Source organism: Hydrogenophaga sedimenti, from assembly GCF_051857515.1.
GTDB lineage: Bacteria > Pseudomonadota > Gammaproteobacteria > Burkholderiales > Burkholderiaceae_C > Hydrogenophaga.
This window is the reverse complement of sequence record NZ_JBPZHA010000011.1, coordinates 36493-57110: the sequence shown is the minus strand read 5'-3', so window position 1 is coordinate 57110 and position 20618 is coordinate 36493. Positions and strand designations below refer to the sequence as shown.

Below are 20618 nucleotides of genomic sequence, written 5' to 3'. Positions count from 1 at the left end.
TGGTGCGGCACATTATAGGGGGCTGCCCCGGTCTGTGGCGCACAGTTGACGGTGTCAAACCCTTGAATTCTTCTTTTTCTGATGGTCCGGCGGCCGTGCGCCACATCCGGGTGGACGAAGAGTCCGCCGGGCAGCGCCTGGACAATTTCCTGTTCCGGGAGCTCAAGGGCGTGCCCAAGACCCACATCTACCGGATCATCCGGTCGGGGGAGGTGCGTCGCAACAAGGGCCGGATTTCCGCCGACGACCGGGTCGAGGCCGGAGATATGTTGCGCATTCCGCCGATTCGCCTGTCCGAACGGGCTGCAGAAAAGGCGCAGGCGGTGGTGCCAGCGCGTTCGTTTCCCGTGCTGTTCGAGGACGAAGCCTTTCTGGCGCTGGACAAACCCGCGGGGGTGGCGGTGCACGGTGGCAGCGGCGTCAGTTTCGGTGTCATTGAGCAGTTGCGCCAGGCCCGCCCTCAGGCCAGGCTGCTGGAATTGGTGCACCGGCTGGACCGGGAAACCAGCGGATTGCTGCTGATTGCCAAGAAAAAGAGTGCGCTCAAGGCCTTGCAGGACCAATTCCGGGAGCGGGAAACCGGCAAGACCTATTTGACCCTGGTGAAAGGCCGTTGGCCGGAGCGCCTGAAGGTGCTGGACCAGCCGTTGCACAAATACCTGCAGGCCGACGGGGAGCGCCGGGTGCGGGTGGTGGAGCCGGGGCACCCCGATGGCATGCGCTCGGTGACGCTGGTGAAAGTGCAGCAGCACATTCCCGCCAGGGTTGGTCTTGAAGCACTTTGCCCGGACGGATTGACCTTGCTGGAAGTCACGATCAAGACCGGTCGCACCCACCAGATCCGGGTGCATCTGTCGCATGCGGGGCACCCGATTGCCGGCGACGACAAGTACGGGGATTTCGAGTTGAACCGCCAATTGGCCAAAACCGGGCTGCGCCGGATGTTTCTGCATGCCTGGCGATTGCGGCTGGCCCACCCGATATCGGGCGACGCCATGGAGTTACATTCTGAATTGCCTTTTGAGTTGAAAAATTGGCTCGCTTCGTGAGCGTTGCCTATTACAATGCCGGCGGACATCGTTGGGATGTCGAGAACGATGGACGCAACCCAATCAAAGGACAATCAATGGCAACCTATTCCGAACTGATGGCGCAAGCCCAGGCACTGATGACCCAGGCCGAACAGGCACGCAAAGACGAGCTTTCGTCGGCAATTGCGGACATCAAGGCCAAAATGAAGCAATACGGCATCACTGTCGCCGATCTGGGTGGTGGTGCAACGGGCGGCGCCAAGAAGCCGGCCAAATCCAAATCCAAGGCTGCTGCCAAGTACAAGGGCCCCAACGGTGAACTGTGGGCTGGCGGCCCGGGTCGCAAGCCTGAGTGGGTGCGTGCCGTGCTGGCTTCGGGCAAGAGCATCGAAGACTTCCGTATCTGACCCGTCAGGGCAGCACGCGTCCAGGCACCTTCGGGTGCCTTTTTGTTTTCTGCTGGCGCCGATAATCGGTGCATCTTTATTCCCTTGCCCATGCGCCCGCGCCAATTCGACCTCATCGCCTTCGACTGGGATGGCACCCTGTTCGACTCCACCGCCATCATCACGCGCTGCATCCAGGCGGCAGTCAAGGATGTCGGTGGCACCGTGCCCACCGACAAGGCGGCCAGCTACGTGATCGGCATGGGGTTGATGCAGGCCCTGGCGCACGCGGCGCCGGACGTGCCGCCCGACCGTTACCCGCAGCTGGGCGCGCGATACCGCCACCATTACTCGGCACACCAGCACGACATCAGCCTGTTTGAAGGGGTGCTGCCGATGCTCGCGGCGCTCAAGGCCAGGCACCACTGGCTGACCGTGGCGACCGGCAAGAGCCGTCGCGGGCTGGACGACGCCCTGCATGCCGTGGAGCTTCAGGGGCTGTTCGACGGGTCGCGCACCGCCGATGAGACGGCGGGGAAACCCAGTCCGCTGATGCTGGAGCAACTGATGCGCGAATTCGGTGTTTCGCCTGAGCGCACGCTGATGATCGGTGACACCACGCACGACCTGCAGATGGCGGTCAATGCCGGTTGCGCTGGCGTGGGTGTGAGCTACGGTGCCCACGAACCCGATGCGTTCGTGGCCCTCTCGCCGCGGTTCGTCGCGCACTCGGTGGCCGAACTGCACACCTGGCTGCAGGCCAACGCCTGAAAGGAGCAAGGTGTCCGACGGCGATCTTCACCCTCTCTGCAACAGCCGGGACCTGGCCGACGGCGGTCTGGCGGTCCCTTTCGACGTGGTGCACGCCGGGCAGACTTGCCGGGCATTTGCGGTCCGCTTCCGCGGCGAGGTGCATGCCTACCTGAACCGGTGTTCGCATGTGGCCATGGAGATGGACTGGCAGCCCAACCGGTTTTTTGATGACAGCGGCCAGTGGCTGCTGTGTTCCACCCATGGCGCGGCCTACGACCCGGCGACCGGAGCCTGCCGGGGAGGCCCCTGCCGTGGCGGACTGGTGCCGGTGCCTCTGGTCGAGCGCGAAGGCGTGGTGTACTGGCAGGCACAATATCCGTTTGCGCCTCTGGCCTTTTGAGTGGCATTCACATGAACGACGAAACGCAGGATCCGTCTCCCCCCGCCGCAGTACCGCCCCAGCCCCAGCGGCAGGAGGTGGCCTGGGAACGCGAGACGATCGAAAAGCTGGTGCTCGCCACTGTGCGGGAGCAGCAGTCGGCCAGGCGCTGGAAGCTGTTTTTCCGGCTGGCCTGGCTGGCACTGTTTGCCGCGGCGGTCTGGACCTGGGTCAAGCAGACCGAAGTGCAGGGGCCGGTGAGCAAGCCGCACACGGCGCTGATCGAGATCCGGGGCGAGATCGCGTCCGGCGCCAGCGCCAGTGCCGACAATGTGCTGGGCTCGCTGCGCACCGCGTTTGCGGACGACGGCGCGCAGGCGGTCGTGTTGCTGATCGACTCGCCCGGCGGCAGTCCGGTGCAGGCCGGCATCATCAACGACGAGATCACGCGACTCAAGGCGGTGCACCACAAGAAGGTGTACGCGGTGGTCGAAGAGACCTGCGCGTCGGCCGCGTACTACATCGCCGCCGCATCCGATGCGATCTATGTCGACAAGGCCAGCCTGGTGGGCAGCATCGGTGTGCTCATGGATGGCTTCGGGTTCACCGGCCTGATGGAGAAGGTCGGTGTGGAGCGTCGCCTGATGGTGGCGGGCCAGAACAAGGCCATGCTCGACCCGTTCAGCCCGCAGGACGATGCCCAGCGCGCCTACATCCAGACCATGCTGGGCGAAATCCATGCGCAGTTCATCGCCGTGGTCAAGCGCGGGCGCGGTGATCGCCTGAAAGAGACGCCCGACACCTTCAGTGGCCTGGTCTGGAGCGGCCAGCAGGCGGTGACGCAGGGCCTGGCCGACGGGCTGGGCAGCCTCGACTACGTGGCGCGCGAAATCGTCAAGGCCGAAGACATCGTGGACTACACCCAGCGCGAGAACGTGGGCATGCGCCTGGCGCGCGAGCTCGGTGTGCACATGGGCATCGGCGTGGTCAGGGCCACGCGCAGCGCCGGCATCACGCTGCGCTGAGACACCTTCAGTTTTCACTACATCACAACGGATATGAAGATTCAGAAAGCCGTCTTTCCCGTGGGAGGCATGGGCACCCGTTTCCTCCCGGCCACCAAGGCCATCCCCAAGGAGATGCTGCCGGTGGTGGACAAGCCGCTGATCCAGTACGCGGTGGAAGAAGCCTACGCGGCGGGCATCCGCGAGATGATCTTCGTGACCGGGCGCCACAAGCGCGCGATCGAAGACCACTTCGACACGGCATACGAGCTCGAGGCCGAGCTGGAAGCGGCCGGCAAGAAGGCCTTGCTGGATCTGGTCAATTCGATCAAGCCGGACGACATGGACTGTGTCTATGTGCGCCAGCCCAAGGCGCTGGGCCTGGGGCATGCGGTGCTGTGCGCCGAGCGGCTGGTCGGCAACGAGCCGTTTGCGGTGCTGCTGGCCGACGACCTGATGCTCGGCGCCCGGCAGGGCGACGGCGGTCCGACGGTGCTGCAGCAGATGGTGCAGGCCTACCAATCCAGCCCCGGCACCATCCTGGCGGTCCAGGATGTGCCCAAGGAAGACACGGGGCGCTACGGGGTGGTCGACGTGCACGGAGCACACGCCACGGTGGCCGAAGTGTTTGCGATGGTCGAGAAACCCAAGCCGGCCGTGGCGCCGTCGACGCTGGCGGTGGCCGGGCGCTACATCCTGACGCCGGCGGTGTTCGAGAGCATCCGCCGCCAGCCGCGTGGCGCCGGTGGCGAAATCCAGCTGACCGACGGCATCGCCGCGCTGATCGGCACCGAAAAGGTCTTTGCCTTCCGCTACGACGGCAAGCGCTACGACTGTGGCAGCAAGGAAGGCTTCTTGCAGGCGACCATCGACCTGGCGCTGGCCAATCCCGAACTGAGCGCCGCCGTTCGCGCGCACATGCAGGCGGCGCTGGCCTGAGGCGGCCGCAGCCGCCGGATTCTCAGCGGCCGATCAGGAACACCGCTGGCAATGCCAGCGGCAGTTGTGTTGCCAGGTTGCGCGACTTCCACTCACTCACCAGTGCGCTGCGCGTGCACTGCCTGGACAGCCCCAGTCCGCAGGCCACCGCCAGCCGGGTGTGCGGGTGCAGGCTTTGCTGCAAGGCCTGCAGCAATGCGGTGTTGCGGTACGGCGTCTCGATGAGGATCTGGGTCTGCCCGGTCTTGAGTGCCAGCGATTCGAGCTCCCGCAGGCGCGCGCCGCGTTCGCGGGGGTCCTGGGGCACGTAGCCGACGAACGCGAAATCCTGTCCGTGCAGCCCGCTGGCCGCCAGCGCCAGCATCAGAGACACCGGTCCGGTCAGCGGAATGACCTCGATGCCCAGGGCATGGGCGGCGCGCACAACGGAGCTGCCCGGGTCGGCAATCGCGGGCATGCCAGCTTCGCTCAGCAGGCCCATGGCGTGTCCATCGAGTGCGGGAGCGAGTAGTGCTCTCGCCTGTGCGTCGCCCGCACTGGCGGGGGCATGGTCACCCTTCTTGTGGACCTGCCTCGGCAGTTCGACGATCTGCTGGGATTGCACGGCGGCGGCCAGACGGTGCACCGCGTCGACCCGTTTGAGGAATGCGCGTGCACTCTTCGCATTTTCGGCAATCCAGTGCGTGAGGCCGGCGGCCACCTGAATCGTTTCCCCGGGCAGCAGCAGTTCCAGCGGGGAGGGTGTCTCACCGTCGGGCACCGCACCGAAGTCCAGCGGCGTCGGCACCAGGTAGAGCTTGCCCAGCGGGCGGGCGGGGGCGCTCACAGGATCTTCACGCCGGCGGCGCGCAACATCTGGCAGGTGCGGATCAGCGGCAGGCCGACCAGCGCGCTGGGATCGTCGTTGTCGATGCGTGCGAGCAGGGCAATGCCCAGTCCTTCGCTCTTGGCGCTGCCGGCGCAGTCGTACGGTTGCTCGGCCCGCAGGTAGCGCTCGATCTCGCCATCGTCGAGGTCGCGGAACACCACGCGCACCGGGGCCAGGTCGATCTGTTCAAAGCCCGTGGCCTGGCAGACCACCGCCACGGCCGTCTGGAACACGACGGTCTTCCCCCGCATGCGCTGCAGCTGCGCCACCGCGCGCTCGTGCGTGCCCGGTTTGCCCAGTGGTTCGCCATCAAGATCGGCCACCTGGTCGCTGCCGATCACGACCGCTTCGGGAAAGCGCCGGGCCACGTCCCGGGCTTTGGCCAGGGCCAGCCGAAGGGCCAGTGCTTGCGGGGTTTCGCCGGCTTGTGGGGTTTCGTCGACGTCCGGGCTGGCGGTATCAAAGGTCAGCCGAAGGCGGGACAGCAGTTCGCGGCGGTAGCGCGAGGTCGATCCCAGGATCACGGCGCGGGTCGCCGAAGGAGAGAAAGGCATGCTCATGGACACGATTGTCCCCGCTTTGGAGGAGCCATCTTTTACACTGCCCGGATGAAGACGACGTCCCACAAGACCTGGAACCCACGCCGCTTTGACGTGCTGGCCTTTGCCGAGGCCGGCGCCTCACTGGACGGTGCCGAAGCCCTGGAGGGGTTTGAACGCCTGCTGGCCGAGCGCCATGCCGATGGTGGGGTGTTGCCTGTGGTGAACTGGTCGGCCAGCGCTGAAATGCGTCCGGATGCGGGCGGCAAGCCGGTTCCCTGGTTGCATCTGATGGTCCGGCTGGATCTTCCGGTCGGATGCCAGCGCTGCCTGGGTCCGGTGGTCGTGGCGCTGGAGGTCGATCGCTGGTTCCGTTTTGTGGCCGACGAGGCCACCGCCGAGGCCGAGGACGACGACAGCGAAGAGGACGTGCTGGCCATGGAGCCGCGCCCCGACCTGCTGGGCCTGGTGGAAGACGAGTTGCTGATGGCGATTCCGCTGGTGCCGATGCACGAGGAATGTCCTGAGCCACTGGCGGCTTCACGGGGACAGGCGGCCGCTGACCCGCATGAGGCTTCGGTGGAGGAGCGCCCCAACCCGTTCGCGGCCCTGGCGCGCCTCAAGAAGTGAGTCGGCAAACCATATTTGGTGGTCCGGTCCGGTTCGGGCTATAATTCTTGGCTTTGCGCTGCCGCCCGTATCGACGGGCCGGATGGCGGGTGAATCCCCACTGGATATTCCCGGATCGGCGCAACCCTCACCAACACCGATTTCAGGAGCCCATCATGGCCGTCCAGCAAAACAAGAAGTCCCCCTCCAAGCGCGGTATGCACCGCTCGCACAACGGCCTGTCCGTGCCGGGCATCGCCGTCGAGCCGACCACCGGTGAAACCCACCTGCGTCACCACATCAGCCCCAACGGCTTCTACCGTGGCCGTCAGGTTCTGAAGAACAAGTCCGAAGCCTGAAGTGTCGGCGGGTCGTGCCCTGCCGCTTGAACGCGTCAGGTGCGATGTTCGCTGTCCAGGTACAGGCCCGCATGAACCTCATGCGGGCTTTTTTCATGCTGGTGGCGCCCTTGTGGGTGCCCCGATCGGGAAGTTGACATGATCACCGTCGCAGTGGATTGCATGGGGGGAGACGTCGGTCCGGCGGCCACCCTGCCGGCCTGTGCGGCCTTTCTCGCCAGCCATCCGCAAGCCCAGCTGTTGCTTGTGGGGCAGCCGGATGCCTTCAAGCCTTGGCCGGAGTTGCTCAACAACGTGCGCTGCCAGGTCGTGCCCGCGAGCGAAGTGGTCACCATGGACGACCCTGTCGAGGTCGCCATGCGCCGCAAGAAGGACTCTTCGATGCGGGTGGCCATCCAGCAGGTCAAGGACGGCGCAGCACATGCTGCGGTGTCGTCCGGCAATACCGGGGCGCTGATGGCGATTGCCCGCTACCTGCTCAAGACCATGGAAGGCATCGATCGCCCTGCGATCGCCAGCCAGATGCCCAACGCCAAGGGTGGCGCGACCACGGTGCTGGACCTGGGCGCTAACGTTGACTGTACGGCCGAGCACCTGCTGCAGTTTGCGGTCATGGGTTCGGCACTGGTGGTGGCGATCACTGGACGCGAAGAGCCCACGGTCGGCCTGCTCAACGTCGGTGAAGAAGTCATCAAAGGCAGCGAAGTGATCAAGGAAGCCGGCGTTCTGCTGCGAAATGCGGCCAATACCGGTGATCTGAATTTCTTTGGCAATGTCGAGGGCAACGACATCTTCAAGGGTACCGTCGACATCGTGGTCTGTGATGGTTTTGTCGGCAACGTCGCACTCAAGGCCAGCGAAGGCCTGGCGACGATGATCGGCAACTTCATCAAGACAGAGTTCTCGCGCAATATCTTCACCAAAATCGGTGCCTTGTTTGCATATCCGGTGATATCTGCGTTCAAAAACCGCATGGATTACCGGCGCTACAACGGCGCCGCCCTGCTCGGGTTGCGCGGGCTGGTGTTCAAGAGTCACGGGTCGGCCGACGCCTTTGCGTTTGAGCAGGCGCTGGCGCGGGCTTATGATGCGGCCCACAACCAATTGCTCGACAAGGTCAAGGAGCGCATCGCCCACGCGGCACCGCTCATCTCTCCGGAAGACATTCCCAGCGATCTCAAGAGCATTCCGACGATCTGACTGAGTCTTCCCTTCCCGCATGACACGTTTTGCCCGTATCTCCGGCACCGGCAGTTGCCTGCCCGCCCAGCGCCTGACCAATGCCGACATGGTGACCCGGCTGGCGGCAAGGGGCGTCGAAACCAGCGACGACTGGATCGTTGAACGCACCGGCATCCGGGCGCGGCACTTCGCAGCCGACGGGGTGTTCGCCAGTGATCTCGCCGCCGAAGCCTGCCGGCAGGCCATGGCCGCCGCCGGCGCCACTCCACAAGACATCGATCTGATCATCGTGGCGACGTCGACGCCGGACATGGTGTTTCCGTCGACCGCCGCGATCCTGCAGCACAAGCTGGGCATCGCGGGTTGTCCCGTGTTCGACGTCCAGGCGGTCTGCAGTGGATTCATTTACGCGCTGACCGTGGCCGATTCGCTGATCCGCACCGGCAGCGCCCGCAAGGCCCTGGTGGTTGGCGCTGAAATCTTTTCCCGCCTGCTCGATTTCGACGATCGCACGACCTGTGTGCTGTTTGGCGACGGCGCTGGCGCGGTGGTGGTGGAGGCCAGTGACACGCCTGGCATTCTGGCCACCGACATCCACGCCGACGGCAAGCATGTCGGCATCCTGTGCGTGCCGGGCCATGTCAGTGGCGGCGAAATTTTGGGCGATCCGTTGCTCAAGATGGATGGCCAGGCTGTGTTCAAGCTGGCGGTGGGTGTGCTTGAGGAAACCGCACGCGCTTCGCTGGCCAAGGCCGGGCGCACCGAGGCCGACATCGACTGGCTGATTCCTCACCAGGCGAACATCCGCATCATGGCGGGCACTGCGCGCAAGCTCAAGCTGCCGATGGACAAGGTGGTGGTCACGGTGGACCAGCATGGCAACACCTCGGCCGCCTCCATTCCGCTGGCGCTCGACCATGCGGTCCGGCAGGGCCAGGTCAAGAAGGGCGACACCCTGTTGCTTGAAGGCGTGGGTGGCGGATTCACCTGGGGTTCGGTGCTGCTGGACTTCTGAGGATGCCTTGACGGCCGCCTCTTTCACTCTCTCTGATTGATTCCTCCCTGGAACTGTCCATGACCGCATTTGCATTTGTCTTTCCCGGCCAGGGCTCGCAGGCCGTCGGCATGCTCGACGCCTGGGGTGAGCATCCGGAAGTGAGCCTTGCGCTCAAGGAAGCCTCCGACGCCCTGGGCGAAGACGTGGGGCGCCTGATCAAGGAAGGTCCCAAGGAAGCGTTGGCGCTGACCACCAACACCCAGCCGGTGATGCTGGTGGCGGGGGTCGCAGCCTGGCGTGTCTGGCGTGCCGAAGGCGGCGCCCTGCCGTCGGTGGTGGCCGGGCATTCGCTGGGGGAGTATTCGGCGCTGGTGGCGTCTGGCGTGCTGACGCTGGCCCAGGCGGCCCCGCTGGTGCGTTTCCGCGCAGCGGCCATGCAGGAGGCCGTGCCGGTGGGCACCGGTGCGATGGCCGCGATCCTCGGCATGGCCGCGGACCAGGTGATCGCCGGTTGCGCCGAGGCGCAGGCGGCGTTTGCCGCCGGCAGTGGCGAGGTGGTCGAGGCCGTGAACTTCAATGACGCGGCCCAGACCGTGATCGCTGGCAGCAAGGCAGCGGTCGAAAAGGCTTGCGAAGTGCTCAAGGCCAACGGCGCCAAGCGTGCGCTGCCTCTGCCCGTGTCGGCGCCGTTCCACTCCAGCCTGATGAAGCCGGCCGCCGACAAGCTGCGCGAGAAGCTGGCAGCGACGGCGCTGGCTCCGCCACAGATCCCGGTGATCAACAACATCGACGTGTCGGTCGAATCCGATGCCGACCGCATCCGTGACGCGCTGTACCGCCAGGCCTTTGGACCGGTGCGCTGGGTTGAATGCGTGAAGGCGATCAAGGCGCGTGGCGTGGCCACGCTGGTCGAGTGCGGTCCGGGCAAGGTGCTGGCCGGCATGACCAAGCGCATCGACGCCGAGCTCACCGGTGCCGCGATCTACGACCCGGCCAGCCTGGCCGAAGTGAAAACCCTGTTGGCCTGATCGAGGAGACCGGCATGTCTGAAGTCAAATTTGCGGGCCAGGTGGCCCTGGTGACCGGCGCCTCGCGCGGCATCGGTGCGGCCATTGCCGCCGAACTCGCCGCCCGCGGCCTGATCGTGGTGGGCACCGCCACGTCGGACGATGGCGCAGCCAAGATCTCTGCGGTGCTCAAGGCCGTGCCCGGTGCGGCCGAAGGCTGTCGGGGGGCGAAGCTGGATGTCAACGACGCCGCCGCCGCCGAGGCGCTGATCGACGAGATCACCAAGGCCCATGGCGCGCTGCAGGTGCTGGTCAACAACGCCGGCATCACGCGCGACATGCTGGCCATGCGTCTGAAGGACGAAGACTGGGATGCGGTGCTGGACACCAACCTCAAGGCGGTGTTCCGCATGAGCCGCGCGGTCATCCGGCCGATGATGAAGCAGCGCTACGGTCGCATCATCAGCATCACCAGCGTGGTCGGAGCCTCGGGCAACCCCGGCCAGGCCAACTACGCGGCGGCCAAGGCCGGCGTGGCCGGCATGACCCGCGCGCTGGCACGCGAGCTGGGCAGCCGCAACATCACGGTCAACTGCGTGGCGCCCGGTTTCATCGAAACCGACATGACCGCCTCGCTGCCGGAAGAGCAGCAGAAGGCCCTGCTGGGCCAGATTCCGCTGGGTCATCTGGGCAAGCCGGCAGACATCGCGCATGCGGTCGCCTACCTCGCCAGCCCGCAGGCTGCCTATGTGACGGGGCAGGAGCTGCACGTCAACGGCGGCATGTTCATGGTCTGATTCCCCACAGCCGCCGCGGAGCCGTCCGGCGGGCCGTCTAGGGGCCTCTCCCTAGCCCGGCTAAAATGGCGGTTTGTCATCCAACCACCCTCAGAGGGACTTATGAGCGATATCGAAGCACGTGTGAAGAAAATCATTGCCGAACAACTCGGCGTGGAAGAAGGGCAAGTGACCCCCGAGAAGGCTTTCGTGGCCGATCTGGGCGCCGACTCCCTGGACACGGTGGAACTGGTGATGGCGCTGGAAGACGAGTTCGGCATCGAGATCCCCGACGAAGACGCTGAGAAGATCACCACGGTCAAGAACGCCATCGAGTACGCGCTGGCCCACCAGAAAGCCTGATTGCATCCATGAGCCGTCGTCGCGTTGTAGTGACCGGTCTGGGTTGTGTCTCACCCGTGGGCAACACGGTGCAGGACGCCTGGGCCAACATCCTGGCCGGCCAGTCCGGTATTGACCTCATCACCAAGTTCGATGCGTCGGGCATGGCCTGCAAGATCGCGGGCGAGGTCAAGGGGTTCAATCTTGAGTCCTACATGAGTGCCAAAGAGGCGCGGACGATGGACAGCTTCATCCATTTCGGCATCGCCGCGGCCCACCAGGCCGTGATCGATTCCGGCCTGCCCACGGGCGAGGCGCTGGACGAAGAATTGGCCACGCGCATCGGCTGCATCGTGGGTTCCGGCATCGGCGGCCTGCCGCTGATCGAGGAGACCCACGCCGAATACGTCAGTCGCGGAGCACGGCGGATTTCGCCGTTCTTCGTGCCGGCCTCGATCATCAACATGATCTCTGGTCATGTGTCGATGCGCTTTGGCTTCAAGGGGCCAAACCTCGCTGTCGTGACGGCCTGTACCACCGGCCTGCACTGCATCGGCGAAGGCGCCCGCAAGATCGAGTACGGCGACGCCGACGTGATCGTGGCCGGTGGCTCCGAGGCGACGGTCTCCCCGCTGGGGGTGGGCGGTTTTGCCGCGATGCGTGCCCTGTCGACGCGCAACGACGATCCGAAAACGGCTTCGCGTCCCTGGGACAAGGACCGCGACGGTTTCGTCCTGGGTGAAGGTGCCGGTGTGGTGGTGCTCGAAGAGTACGAACACGCCAAGGCACGCGGTGCCAAGATCTACGCAGAGGTGGTCGGTTACGGCATGAGTGCCGACGCCGGGCACATGACGGCACCCAACATGGACGGCCCGCGCCGCGCCATGCTCAATGCCCTGCGCAATGCCGGCGTCAATGCCGACCAGATCGACTACCTGAACGCGCACGGCACCTCGACGCCGCTGGGCGACGTCAACGAGACCAACGCGATCAAGGCCGCGCTGGGTGACCACGCCCGCAAGGTGGTGGTCAATTCGACCAAGTCCATGACCGGTCACCTGCTGGGTGGCGCCGGTGGCATCGAAAGCGTGTTCACCATCCTGGCCTTGCACCACCAGAAGAGCCCGCCGACGATCAACATCTTCAACCAGGATCCCGAATGTGACCTGGACTACTGCGCCAACACCGCGCGGGACATGAAGATCGACGTGGCAGTGAAGAACAACTTCGGGTTCGGCGGCACCAACGGCACGCTGGTGTTCAAACGCGTCTGATCTTTCGCTGAAGCCACGGCTGACCAGACATGCGCAGCGCCCCATCGGTCACATACCCGGTGGGGCGTTCTGCTTTTCTGGCGGCGCTTCTGGCCGGTGCAGGCGTGGCTGGACTTGTCGCGCTGGTGCTGGGCCTGACCTACCGGAGCCAGGCATCACCTGGCTGGTGGGTGGCCACGGGGGCCTGGACCCTGTGGGTGGTGATAGCGGGGTTCGCCTGGCGGCGTCAGCCGGGCGGTTGTCTGTCGTGGAAAGCGGCACAAGGCCGGTCAGGGGGCGTCCCGTCGGAGGTGTCGCACGGTGACTGGGTCTGGAGCAGCGCCGCCTATCTGGAGGGGGTCACCCTGAAGCGGGTCGAGCGTGTCTACGACCTGCAGGCCTGGATGCTGCTGCGGCTGCACAACCCCGACGGCGCACGCCTCTGGGCCTGGGTAGAGCGGTCCCAGGATGTCCGGCGATGGGGCGATCTGCGGCGTGCCTTGATAGCCCACGCCTGAACTTTCCCGCCACCACGGGGCTTGGGTTATATTTCCGCCGCCCCACAGCCCCACGCATGACCCCATCCGAAGACCATATCGCGCCTCCTGCTCCGGACAGCGACGCCATGCTGGTGCAACGCACCCTGGCGGGCGAAATGCGGGCCTTCGAGTTGCTGGTCCTGAAGTACCAGCGCCGCGTGGAACGCCTGATCGGCCGCATGGTCCGCGACAGCGACCTGGTGCAGGACATCGCGCAGGAAACCTTCATCCGCGCCTACCGTGCCCTGGCCCAGTTCCGGGGCGACGCTCAGTTCTACACCTGGCTCTACCGCATCGCGGTCAACACCGCCAAGAAGCAGTTGATGGAGCTCAAACGGGATCCATTGGTGTTCCAGTCCCAGCTCAGTTCGGGCGACGACGATGAAACTTCCTCGGTCGAACGCGAACTAAGCAGCAGTGCGACCGACTCCGAGACGCCCGAAGCGGTGTTGGCCAGCAAGGAAATCGCCGAAGCGGTCAATGCGGCGATGGATGCGTTGCCGGAAGAGTTGAGGATGGCGATCACCTTGCGGGAAATCGAGGGCTTGAGCTATGAAGAAATCTCTGTTGCCCTCGAATGCCCGATCGGAACGGTGCGCTCGCGGATCTTCCGGGCGCGTGAAGCGATCTCGAACCGGATCAAGCCCATGCTGGAGCGCCAGACGGGCAAACGTTGGTAGTGCCGCCCCGAAAGCCAGTGATTCCATTGGAAATCAGTCATGAATGCAGAAACGCGCAAACCTTTCTCGGACAGTCTGCCTCAGGGTTGGGAGGACCGTCGCGCCATGGCCGTGTCGGCGCTGGTCGATGGTGAGTTGTCGGTGACGGAGCTCGATGAGTTGCTGCGCGACGATGGCCCGGCTGCCTGGGAGGCCGACTGGACGACCTACCACCTGATCGGCGATGCGCTGCGCAGTGGTGAAGCGGGTCTTTCCGCCCGGTCGGGCCGTGGTGATCTGGCAGCCGTGGTCAGCCAGCGCCTGCGAGAGGAGGCCCTGGTTCCTGCCCGGCAGGCGGATGCGGTGGCGCATGTGCGTGGCCCGGCGGCGAATGCCTCGGTGTTTCGCTGGAAGCTGGTGGCTGGGTTCGCTTCGTTGACCGCCGTCGCTGCGGTGGGGTGGGCTCTGACGGGTGCGGTCACCGGACCGGCGGAAGCCGGCAAGCAGCTGGCATTGGTGTCGCCCTCAGCGGCGCCTGCCGCTGCCCAGGAAGTGGTGGTGCAGACGCCCCAGGGGCCGATGTCGCGCGACCCCCGTCTGGAGCAACTGCTGGCCGAACACCGGCAGTATGGAGGCATGTCGGCGTTGCAGACGCCCACTGGTTTCCTGCGCAATGCCACCTATGACACGGCTCCCCAGCGCTGAGTCCGCCATGCCCGTGTTCGTGTCCCGATCCAACCACCGCCGCACCCGCTGGAAGCACTGGTCTGCTGCCGGTGTGCTGGCACTGGGGCTGTGTCAGTCCCTGCTGGCGCAGACCGCGACCGACGCGCCGGCGTCGCGCAGCCTGACCGAGTGGCTCACGCGCATGCACGAGGCCTCGCGCCAGCGGGCCTACACGGGAACGCTGGTCGTGTCGTCGGCGTCGACCATGTCGGCCTCACGCATTTGGCACATCTGCGACGGGACGCAGCAGATGGAGCGGGTGGAGACGCTGACCGGGGCCCCCCGTTCGACCATCCGCCACAACAACGACGTGATCACCTTTGCGCCGGACCACAAGGTGGCCTGGGTCGATCGCCGCGAATCGCTGGGCGTGTTTCCCGAACTGCTGCGCACGCCGAGCAACATCCTTCCCGATTTCTACGGGGTGCGCGAGGGCAGTCCGGAGCGGGTGGCGGGACATCTGGCCGATGTGGTCGACATCCTGCCGCGCGACAGCCTGCGCTTTGGTTACCGGATCTGGTCGGAGAAGAAAACCGGTCTGGTGGTGAAGTTGCAGACGCTGGGTGAGCAGGGCGCGGTGCTGGAGCAGGTCGCGTTTTCGGAGCTGCAGCTGGATGCGCCGGTCCGGATGGACAAGCTCAAGAAAATGATGGGCGACACCAAGGGCTATGAGGTGCACCGGCAGGTGCTGCGCAAGACAACCGCCGAGGCCGAGGGCTGGCGCCTGAAAGAAACCGTGCCCGGCTTCCAGTCGATGAGTTGCCACACCCGCGAGACCGAGACCTCCAGTGCCCCGGGCCAGGCGCCCATGCAGTGGGTGTTCTCCGACGGTCTGGCGTCGGTGTCGCTGTTTGTCGAACCGTTTGACCCGCGGCGCCATGGCAACGAAGGCGCTGCCGTGACTGGCGCAACGCATTCGGTGACGCGGCGCATCGGCAACCATTGGGTGACCGTGCTGGGCGAGGTGCCGCTAGGGACGGTGCGCCGGTTCGCGATGGCGCTGGAGCGGTTGCGTTGAGCGCTTGCTTCCCCGCACACCCATGCTGTGGTTTGTTCGCCTGACAACCCGTCGGGCTCCTGCTTGTCTGTGAGGACGTCGATGAACTTCGTTTTTTCTCGCCATCGCCTGTCGACGCGTGCGTTGCTCGGTGTTGGGGTCGCGGGGGCTTGTGCCCTGTTGCTGCCGGTCATTCCGGGTGTGGCGGTGGCCCAGTCGGCACCGGTGGTGCGTGGCCTGCCCGATTTCACGGAACTGGTGGAGCAGGTCGGGCCGTCGGTGGTCAACATCCGGACGCTGGAGCGTGCCAGTGCAGAGTCCGGGACAGGCAATGCCGATGAGCAGATGCTGGAGTTCTTCAAGCGCTTTGGCATTCCGGTGCCTCCTGGTGCGGTGCCCAAGACGCCGCGACAGGACCGTGCCCCCTCGGAAGAAGCGCAGCCCAAGGGCGTGGCCTCCGGCTTCATTCTCAGCGCCGACGGTCTGATCATGACCAACGCGCACGTGGTGGACGGCGCCGACGAGCTGCTGGTGACGCTGCCCGACAAGCGCGAGTTCAAGGCCAGACTGGTCGGTGCGGACAAGCGCACCGATGTGGCGGTGGTGAAGATCGAGGCCAGCGGGCTGAGCGCGGTGCGCATCGGTGACGTGAACCGTCTCAAGGTCGGCGAGTGGGTGATGGCCATCGGTTCACCGTTTGGTCTCGAGAACACGGTCACGGCCGGCATCGTGAGCGCCAAGAAGCGCGACACGGGCGATTTCCTGCCTTTCATCCAGACCGACGTGGCGATCAATCCGGGCAACTCCGGCGGTCCGCTGATCAACATGCGGGGCGAAGTGGTCGGCATCAACAGCCAGATCTATTCGCGCTCGGGTGGCTTCCAGGGCATTTCCTTTGCGATTCCGATCGACGAAGCCGTGCGCGTGTCCGACCAGTTGCGCAGCAACGGCCGCGTGACCCGCGGACGCATTGGCGTGCAGATCGGACAGGTCGGCAAGGACGTGGCCGAGTCGATCGGTCTGGGCCAGCCGCGGGGTGCGCTGGTGAATGGTGTGGAGCCCAACTCGCCCGCGGCCAAGGCGGGGCTGGAGCCAGGCGACATCATCGTGAAGTTCGATGGGCGTGAGATCGAGAAGTCGACCGACCTGCCGCGCATCGTCGGCAACACCAAGCCCGGCAACCGCAGCACAGTGACGGTGTTCCGGCGCGGCAGTCAGCGCGATCTGTCGATCACGGTGGCCGAGCTGGAGCCCGAACGCGCGGACCGCAAGGCGGCGGCGCCTGAGGCCAAACCTCCGGTGTCCGGTGTGGTGACTTCGCTGGGTCTGACCCTGGGCGAACTGACGGCCGCGCAGAAGAAGGAGCTCAACATCAAATCGGGTGTTCGTGTCGATGGTGCCGAGGGTGCCGCGGCCAAGGCAGGTCTGCGGGAAGGCGACGTGATCGTGGCGGTGGCCAACACCGAGGTGGGCAGTGCCAAGGAGCTGGAGACCGTGGTCGCGCGTCTGGACAAGTCGCGTCCCATCAATGTGCTGTTTCGCCGTGGCGAGTGGGCCCAGTACACGGTGATCCGGCCATCGCGCTGAAGTCCTCGGAGGAACTCGAAATTTGTTGAGCAGGCGTGAATAACCCCTTGTCCTGATTGGGATTAAGGGGTTATTGGCCGAGTTGGTTGTTTTGCCACAGGGTGGCTGGAGGCCTGAAAAGCTCCTGGAGGCACCAGACAAGTTGGTGATTGCTCACAAGCTTTTGGGGCATGTTGACCGATTTCGATAAAATCGGGGCTCTCGAACCATGATTGCGGCATCGAACACTGTTCAGTGTTCACCATGTGGGAACCTGTCGATCCAGGTCCCGGTGCTCCACAGCTGGTGCACAAGTTACCCAGTTTTCTTGTGGATGATCTGTGGATAAAATGGCCGTTGTTGCGCTGCAACGGGCGTTGTCCGTGGGTTTCAGGGTGTGCAGCCCGGGCTTTTTGCCTACAATGAAATCCCAACTATCGCAGTTGCCATTGATTGTTGGTTACGGGCGCGTCACGACCTGACGCGCCCTTTTTTATGGTCCGCCACCAGGTGGTGCCGACCCGGTTTCCTGACTGTTTCCCCGATGAATCACATCCGCAATTTTTCGATCATCGCGCACATCGATCACGGCAAGTCCACGCTGGCCGACCGCATCATTTCCCGCTGCGGAGGTTTGTCCGACCGCGAGATGAGCGAGCAGGTGCTCGACTCGATGGACATCGAGAAAGAGCGTGGCATCACGATCAAGGCGCAGACGGCTGCGCTCAAGTACAAGGCGCGCGACGGCAAGGTCTACAACCTCAACCTGATCGACACTCCGGGGCACGTGGACTTCTCTTATGAAGTGAGTCGTTCTCTCTCGGCCTGCGAAGGTGCGCTGCTGGTGGTGGACGCCAGCCAGGGTGTCGAGGCCCAGACCGTGGCCAACTGCTACACCGCACTTGATCTGGGCGTGGAGGTGGTGCCGGTGCTCAACAAGATGGATCTGCCCAACGCCGATCCCGACAACGCCAAGGCCGAAATCGAAGACGTGATCGGCATCGACGCGACCGATGCGATTCCCTGCTCCGCCAAAACCGGCATGGGTGTGGAAGACATCCTGGAAGCGGTGGTCGCCCGCATTCCTGCACCCAAGGGCAACCCGGATGCACCGCTGCGCGCCATGATCGTGGACAGCTGGTTCGACACCTATGTGGGCGTGGTGATGCTGGTGCGGGTGGTGGATGGGCGACTGCTCAAGGGCGAGCGCTTCAAGATGATGGCGACCAACACGGTCTACAACGCCGACAACCTGGGTGTGTTCACGCCGGCCAACGAATCGCGCGACTCGCTGGAGGCCGGCGAGGTCGGCTACATCATCGCGGGCATCAAGGAACTGCAGGCGGCCAAGGTCGGCGACACCATCACGCTGGAAAAGAAGCTGCCCAACAACCTGGGCCCGGCTTCGGAAGCTCTGCCGGGCTTCAAGGAAGTCCAGCCGCAGGTGTTTGCCGGTCTGTACCCGACGGAGGCCAGCGAGTACGACGCGCTGCGCGACGCACTGGAGAAGCTCAAGCTCAACGACGCAGCGCTGCATTACGAACCCGAGGTGTCCCAGGCGCTGGGCTTCGGTTTCCGCTGCGGCTTCCTGGGCTTGCTGCACATGGAGATCGTGCAGGAACGCCTGGAGCGCGAGTTCGACCAGGACCTGATCACCACCGCGCCGAGCGTGGTGTACCAGGTGGTTCGGGGGGACGGCGAGGTCATCATGGTCGAGAACCCCTCCAAGATGCCGGACCAGGGCCGCATCGAGGAGATCCGCGAGCCGATCGTGACGGTGCACCTGTACATGCCGCAGGAATACGTGGGTGCGGTCATGACGCTGGCCAACCAGAAGCGCGGCATGCAGCTGAACATGGCGTACCACGGCAAGCAGGTCATGCTGACCTACGACATGCCGCTGGGCGAGATCGTGCTCGACTTCTTCGACAAGCTCAAATCGGTGAGCCGCGGCTATGCGTCCATGGACTACGAGTTCAAGGAATACCGGGCCTCCGATGTGGTGAAGGTCGACATCCTGCTCAACGGCGAGAAGGTCGATGCCCTGTCGATCATCGTGCACCGCAGCCAGTCGCAATACCGCGGCCGCGCGGTGGCTGCGAAGATGCGCGAGATCATCAGCCGCCAGCAGTTCGATGTGGCAATTCAGGCGGCCATTGGCGGCAACGTGATCGCGCGCGAGACCATCAAGGCATTGCGCAAGAACGTGCTGGCAAAATGCTACGGCGGTGACATCACCCGCAAACGCAAACTCCTCGAAAAGCAGAAAGCAGGCAAGAAGCGCATGAAACAGATCGGTTCCGTCGAAGTGCCCCAAGAGGCATTTCTTGCCATTCTGCAGGTGGAGGATTGATGCAAAAGACCATGGGTGTGGTCACTTCCGTGATCCTGGTGGCGTTTGCCGCCTACGCTGCAGCGTTTTTCTTCGGCATCATCGAAGGCAACTTTGCCTTGCTGCTGTTGCTGGCCACGGTCATCACCGGCCTGTACTGGATGGCCGAGAAGTTCTACTTCCTGCCGACGCGGCGCAAGGCCGCCGAGCGGGCGGCCCAGGAAATCCAGCGGCGCCAGGAAGAACTGGCTCGCCAGGGCATCGCCCGCACCGATCTGAGCTTCGATGAAGCGGCCCGCCAGAAGATGCTGTCGCAGCCCTGGTGGCTGGACTGGACCGCAGGGCTGTTCCCGGTGATCGTGGCCGTGTTCGTGCTGCGCAGTTTCCTGTTCGAGCCGTTCAAGATCCCGTCGGGCTCCATGATCCCGACGCTGCGGGTGGGCGATCTGATCCTGGTGAACAAGTTCTACTACGGTGTGAGACTGCCGGTGATCAACACCAAGGTGATCGCCAACCACGATCCCCAGCGCGGAGATGTGATGGTGTTCCGGTACCCGCCGCAGCCGAGTCTGGACTACATCAAGCGCGTCATCGGCGTGCCCGGCGATGAAGTGGCCTTTCTCAACAAGCGCCTGACGGTCAACGGCCAACCAGTGCCGCGAAGCAATCAGCCGGACTTTTTCGACGGTGAGCAGATGCGCTACGTGAAGCAGTTCGGCGAGGAACTCGGCGGACGCCGGTACAACACGCTCAACGACGACATGCGGCCCCCGTTTGTGACGCCGATGGTGGAATACAGCTTTCGCGAGAACTGCCGCTACCCGGCAGAAGGCGTGGTGTGCAAGGTGCCTCCCGGCCACTATTTCATGATGGGTGACAATCGAGACAATTCGCTGGATTCCCGTTTCTGGGGGTTTGTCCCGGAGTCCAACATCGTGGGCAAGGCATTTTTTGTCTGGATGAATTTTGGCGATCTCGGGCGCATCGGTTCGTTCGAGTGAATGACGCAACTACTGGAGGTGGGGTGATGAAGCTGAAGCAACGGCAACGCGGCCTGACGTTTTTCGGTCTGCTGTTCGTTGGTGTTTTCCTGGCATTTGCCGGAGTGACGCTGGCCCAGGTGGTTCCCACCTATATCGAATACATGGCTGTGCAGAAGGCCGCACAAAAGGCCTCCGGTGGTACGACTGTTGCGGACGTGCGCATCACTTTCGATAAGGCAGCACAGATTGATGACATCACTTCGATAACCGGTAAGGATCTCGAGGTGAGCAAGCAAGGTGACAAGGTTGTGGTCTCGTTCGCATATTCGCGCGAAATCCATCTGATGGGGCAGGCGTACCTTGTGATGAAGTACGAGGGTTCCTCCAAGTGA

At 64.4% G+C, this 20618-nt stretch carries 24 protein-coding genes; 22 read left to right on the top strand and 2 right to left on the bottom strand.

What is annotated here, in order from left to right:
* The first annotated feature begins 2 nt into the window (after positions 1 to 2).
* From ACS5NL_RS17535 to galU, 6 genes are all read left to right on the top strand, one after another.
* Positions 3 to 1049, top strand: coding sequence for an RluA family pseudouridine synthase (locus tag ACS5NL_RS17535; protein WP_439355356.1), 1047 nt, complete (start codon positions 3 to 5; stop codon positions 1047 to 1049).
* Complete coding sequence (locus ACS5NL_RS17530; RefSeq protein WP_439355181.1) at positions 1046 to 1438, top strand: H-NS histone family protein; 393 nt, start codon at positions 1046 to 1048, stop codon at positions 1436 to 1438. Before ACS5NL_RS17535 ends, ACS5NL_RS17530 begins: the two co-directional genes overlap by 4 nt.
* Positions 1439 to 1528: 90 nt before the next feature.
* Complete coding sequence (locus ACS5NL_RS17525) at positions 1529 to 2188, top strand: HAD family hydrolase (protein WP_439355180.1); 660 nt, start codon at positions 1529 to 1531, stop codon at positions 2186 to 2188.
* A gap of 10 nt (positions 2189 to 2198) precedes the next feature.
* Positions 2199 to 2570, top strand: coding sequence for a Rieske (2Fe-2S) protein (locus ACS5NL_RS17520; protein ID WP_439355179.1), 372 nt, complete (start codon positions 2199 to 2201; stop codon positions 2568 to 2570).
* A gap of 11 nt (positions 2571 to 2581) precedes the next feature.
* Positions 2582 to 3574 (top strand): S49 family peptidase, encoded by a 993-nt coding sequence (locus tag ACS5NL_RS17515; protein ID WP_439355178.1) that lies wholly within the window; start codon positions 2582 to 2584, stop codon positions 3572 to 3574.
* A 33-nt stretch (positions 3575 to 3607) separates the two neighbouring features.
* On the top strand, positions 3608 to 4492 hold the full coding sequence (galU, locus tag ACS5NL_RS17510; RefSeq protein ID WP_439355177.1) for a UTP--glucose-1-phosphate uridylyltransferase GalU: 885 nt from the start codon (positions 3608 to 3610) through the stop codon (positions 4490 to 4492).
* Positions 4493 to 4514: 22 nt separating this feature from the next.
* Here the strand turns inward: galU and ACS5NL_RS17505 are convergent, their stop codons facing one another.
* Both ACS5NL_RS17505 and ACS5NL_RS17500 read right to left on the bottom strand, forming a co-directional pair.
* Positions 4515 to 5318, bottom strand: a complete 804-nt coding sequence (locus ACS5NL_RS17505; RefSeq protein ID WP_439355176.1) for an SAM-dependent methyltransferase — start codon at positions 5316 to 5318, stop codon at positions 4515 to 4517.
* Positions 5315 to 5914, bottom strand: a complete 600-nt coding sequence (locus ACS5NL_RS17500) for a Maf family nucleotide pyrophosphatase (RefSeq protein WP_439355354.1) — start codon at positions 5912 to 5914, stop codon at positions 5315 to 5317. Before ACS5NL_RS17500 ends, ACS5NL_RS17505 begins: the two co-directional genes overlap by 4 nt.
* Positions 5915 to 5968: 54 nt before the next feature.
* On the opposite strand from ACS5NL_RS17500, the gene ACS5NL_RS17495 reads away from it, so the two are divergent.
* The 16 genes from ACS5NL_RS17495 to ACS5NL_RS17420 all read left to right on the top strand — a co-directional run bounded on the left by ACS5NL_RS17495 (position 5969) and on the right by ACS5NL_RS17420 (position 20618).
* A complete protein-coding gene (locus tag ACS5NL_RS17495; RefSeq protein WP_439355175.1) occupies positions 5969 to 6529 on the top strand; it encodes a YceD family protein in 561 nt (186 codons plus the stop codon).
* A gap of 155 nt (positions 6530 to 6684) precedes the next feature.
* The gene (rpmF, locus tag ACS5NL_RS17490; RefSeq protein WP_439355174.1) at positions 6685 to 6867 is read left to right on the top strand and encodes a 50S ribosomal protein L32; all 183 of its coding nucleotides are present in this window, start codon (positions 6685 to 6687) and stop codon (positions 6865 to 6867) included.
* Between the two features lie 138 nt (positions 6868 to 7005).
* Entirely contained in the window at positions 7006 to 8067 is a 1062-nt protein-coding gene (gene plsX, locus ACS5NL_RS17485; protein ID WP_439355173.1) for a phosphate acyltransferase PlsX, read from the top strand.
* A 19-nt stretch (positions 8068 to 8086) separates the two neighbouring features.
* Positions 8087 to 9064, top strand: coding sequence for a beta-ketoacyl-ACP synthase III (locus ACS5NL_RS17480; protein ID WP_439355172.1), 978 nt, complete (start codon positions 8087 to 8089; stop codon positions 9062 to 9064).
* A gap of 59 nt (positions 9065 to 9123) precedes the next feature.
* Positions 9124 to 10074 (top strand): ACP S-malonyltransferase, encoded by a 951-nt coding sequence (fabD, locus tag ACS5NL_RS17475; RefSeq protein ID WP_439355171.1) that lies wholly within the window; start codon positions 9124 to 9126, stop codon positions 10072 to 10074.
* Between the two features lie 14 nt (positions 10075 to 10088).
* Entirely contained in the window at positions 10089 to 10850 is a 762-nt protein-coding gene (gene fabG / locus ACS5NL_RS17470; protein WP_439355170.1) for a 3-oxoacyl-ACP reductase FabG, read from the top strand.
* 102 nt (positions 10851 to 10952) lie between these two features.
* Positions 10953 to 11192, top strand: a complete 240-nt coding sequence (gene acpP, locus ACS5NL_RS17465) for an acyl carrier protein (protein WP_411363556.1) — start codon at positions 10953 to 10955, stop codon at positions 11190 to 11192.
* An 8-nt stretch (positions 11193 to 11200) separates the two neighbouring features.
* The gene (fabF, locus tag ACS5NL_RS17460) at positions 11201 to 12445 is read left to right on the top strand and encodes a beta-ketoacyl-ACP synthase II (RefSeq protein WP_439355169.1); all 1245 of its coding nucleotides are present in this window, start codon (positions 11201 to 11203) and stop codon (positions 12443 to 12445) included.
* A gap of 29 nt (positions 12446 to 12474) precedes the next feature.
* Positions 12475 to 12942: a hypothetical protein gene (locus ACS5NL_RS17455; RefSeq protein ID WP_439355168.1), complete on the top strand. Its 468-nt coding sequence runs from the start codon at positions 12475 to 12477 to the stop codon at positions 12940 to 12942.
* A gap of 56 nt (positions 12943 to 12998) precedes the next feature.
* Positions 12999 to 13643: an RNA polymerase sigma factor RpoE gene (gene rpoE, locus ACS5NL_RS17450; protein ID WP_439355167.1), complete on the top strand. Its 645-nt coding sequence runs from the start codon at positions 12999 to 13001 to the stop codon at positions 13641 to 13643.
* Positions 13644 to 13682: 39 nt separating this feature from the next.
* A complete protein-coding gene (locus ACS5NL_RS17445; protein ID WP_439355166.1) occupies positions 13683 to 14327 on the top strand; it encodes a sigma-E factor negative regulatory protein in 645 nt (214 codons plus the stop codon).
* Between the two features lie 7 nt (positions 14328 to 14334).
* A complete protein-coding gene (locus tag ACS5NL_RS17440; RefSeq protein ID WP_439355165.1) occupies positions 14335 to 15366 on the top strand; it encodes a MucB/RseB C-terminal domain-containing protein in 1032 nt (343 codons plus the stop codon).
* Between the two features lie 81 nt (positions 15367 to 15447).
* Positions 15448 to 16932: a Do family serine endopeptidase gene (locus ACS5NL_RS17435; RefSeq protein ID WP_439355164.1), complete on the top strand. Its 1485-nt coding sequence runs from the start codon at positions 15448 to 15450 to the stop codon at positions 16930 to 16932.
* Positions 16933 to 17455: 523 nt separating this feature from the next.
* Positions 17456 to 19264: a translation elongation factor 4 gene (lepA, locus tag ACS5NL_RS17430; protein WP_439355163.1), complete on the top strand. Its 1809-nt coding sequence runs from the start codon at positions 17456 to 17458 to the stop codon at positions 19262 to 19264.
* The gene (lepB, locus tag ACS5NL_RS17425) at positions 19264 to 20244 is read left to right on the top strand and encodes a signal peptidase I (RefSeq protein ID WP_439355161.1); all 981 of its coding nucleotides are present in this window, start codon (positions 19264 to 19266) and stop codon (positions 20242 to 20244) included. Before lepA ends, lepB begins: the two co-directional genes overlap by 1 nt.
* A gap of 26 nt (positions 20245 to 20270) precedes the next feature.
* Positions 20271 to 20618, top strand: coding sequence for a DUF4845 domain-containing protein (locus ACS5NL_RS17420; protein WP_439355160.1), 348 nt, complete (start codon positions 20271 to 20273; stop codon positions 20616 to 20618).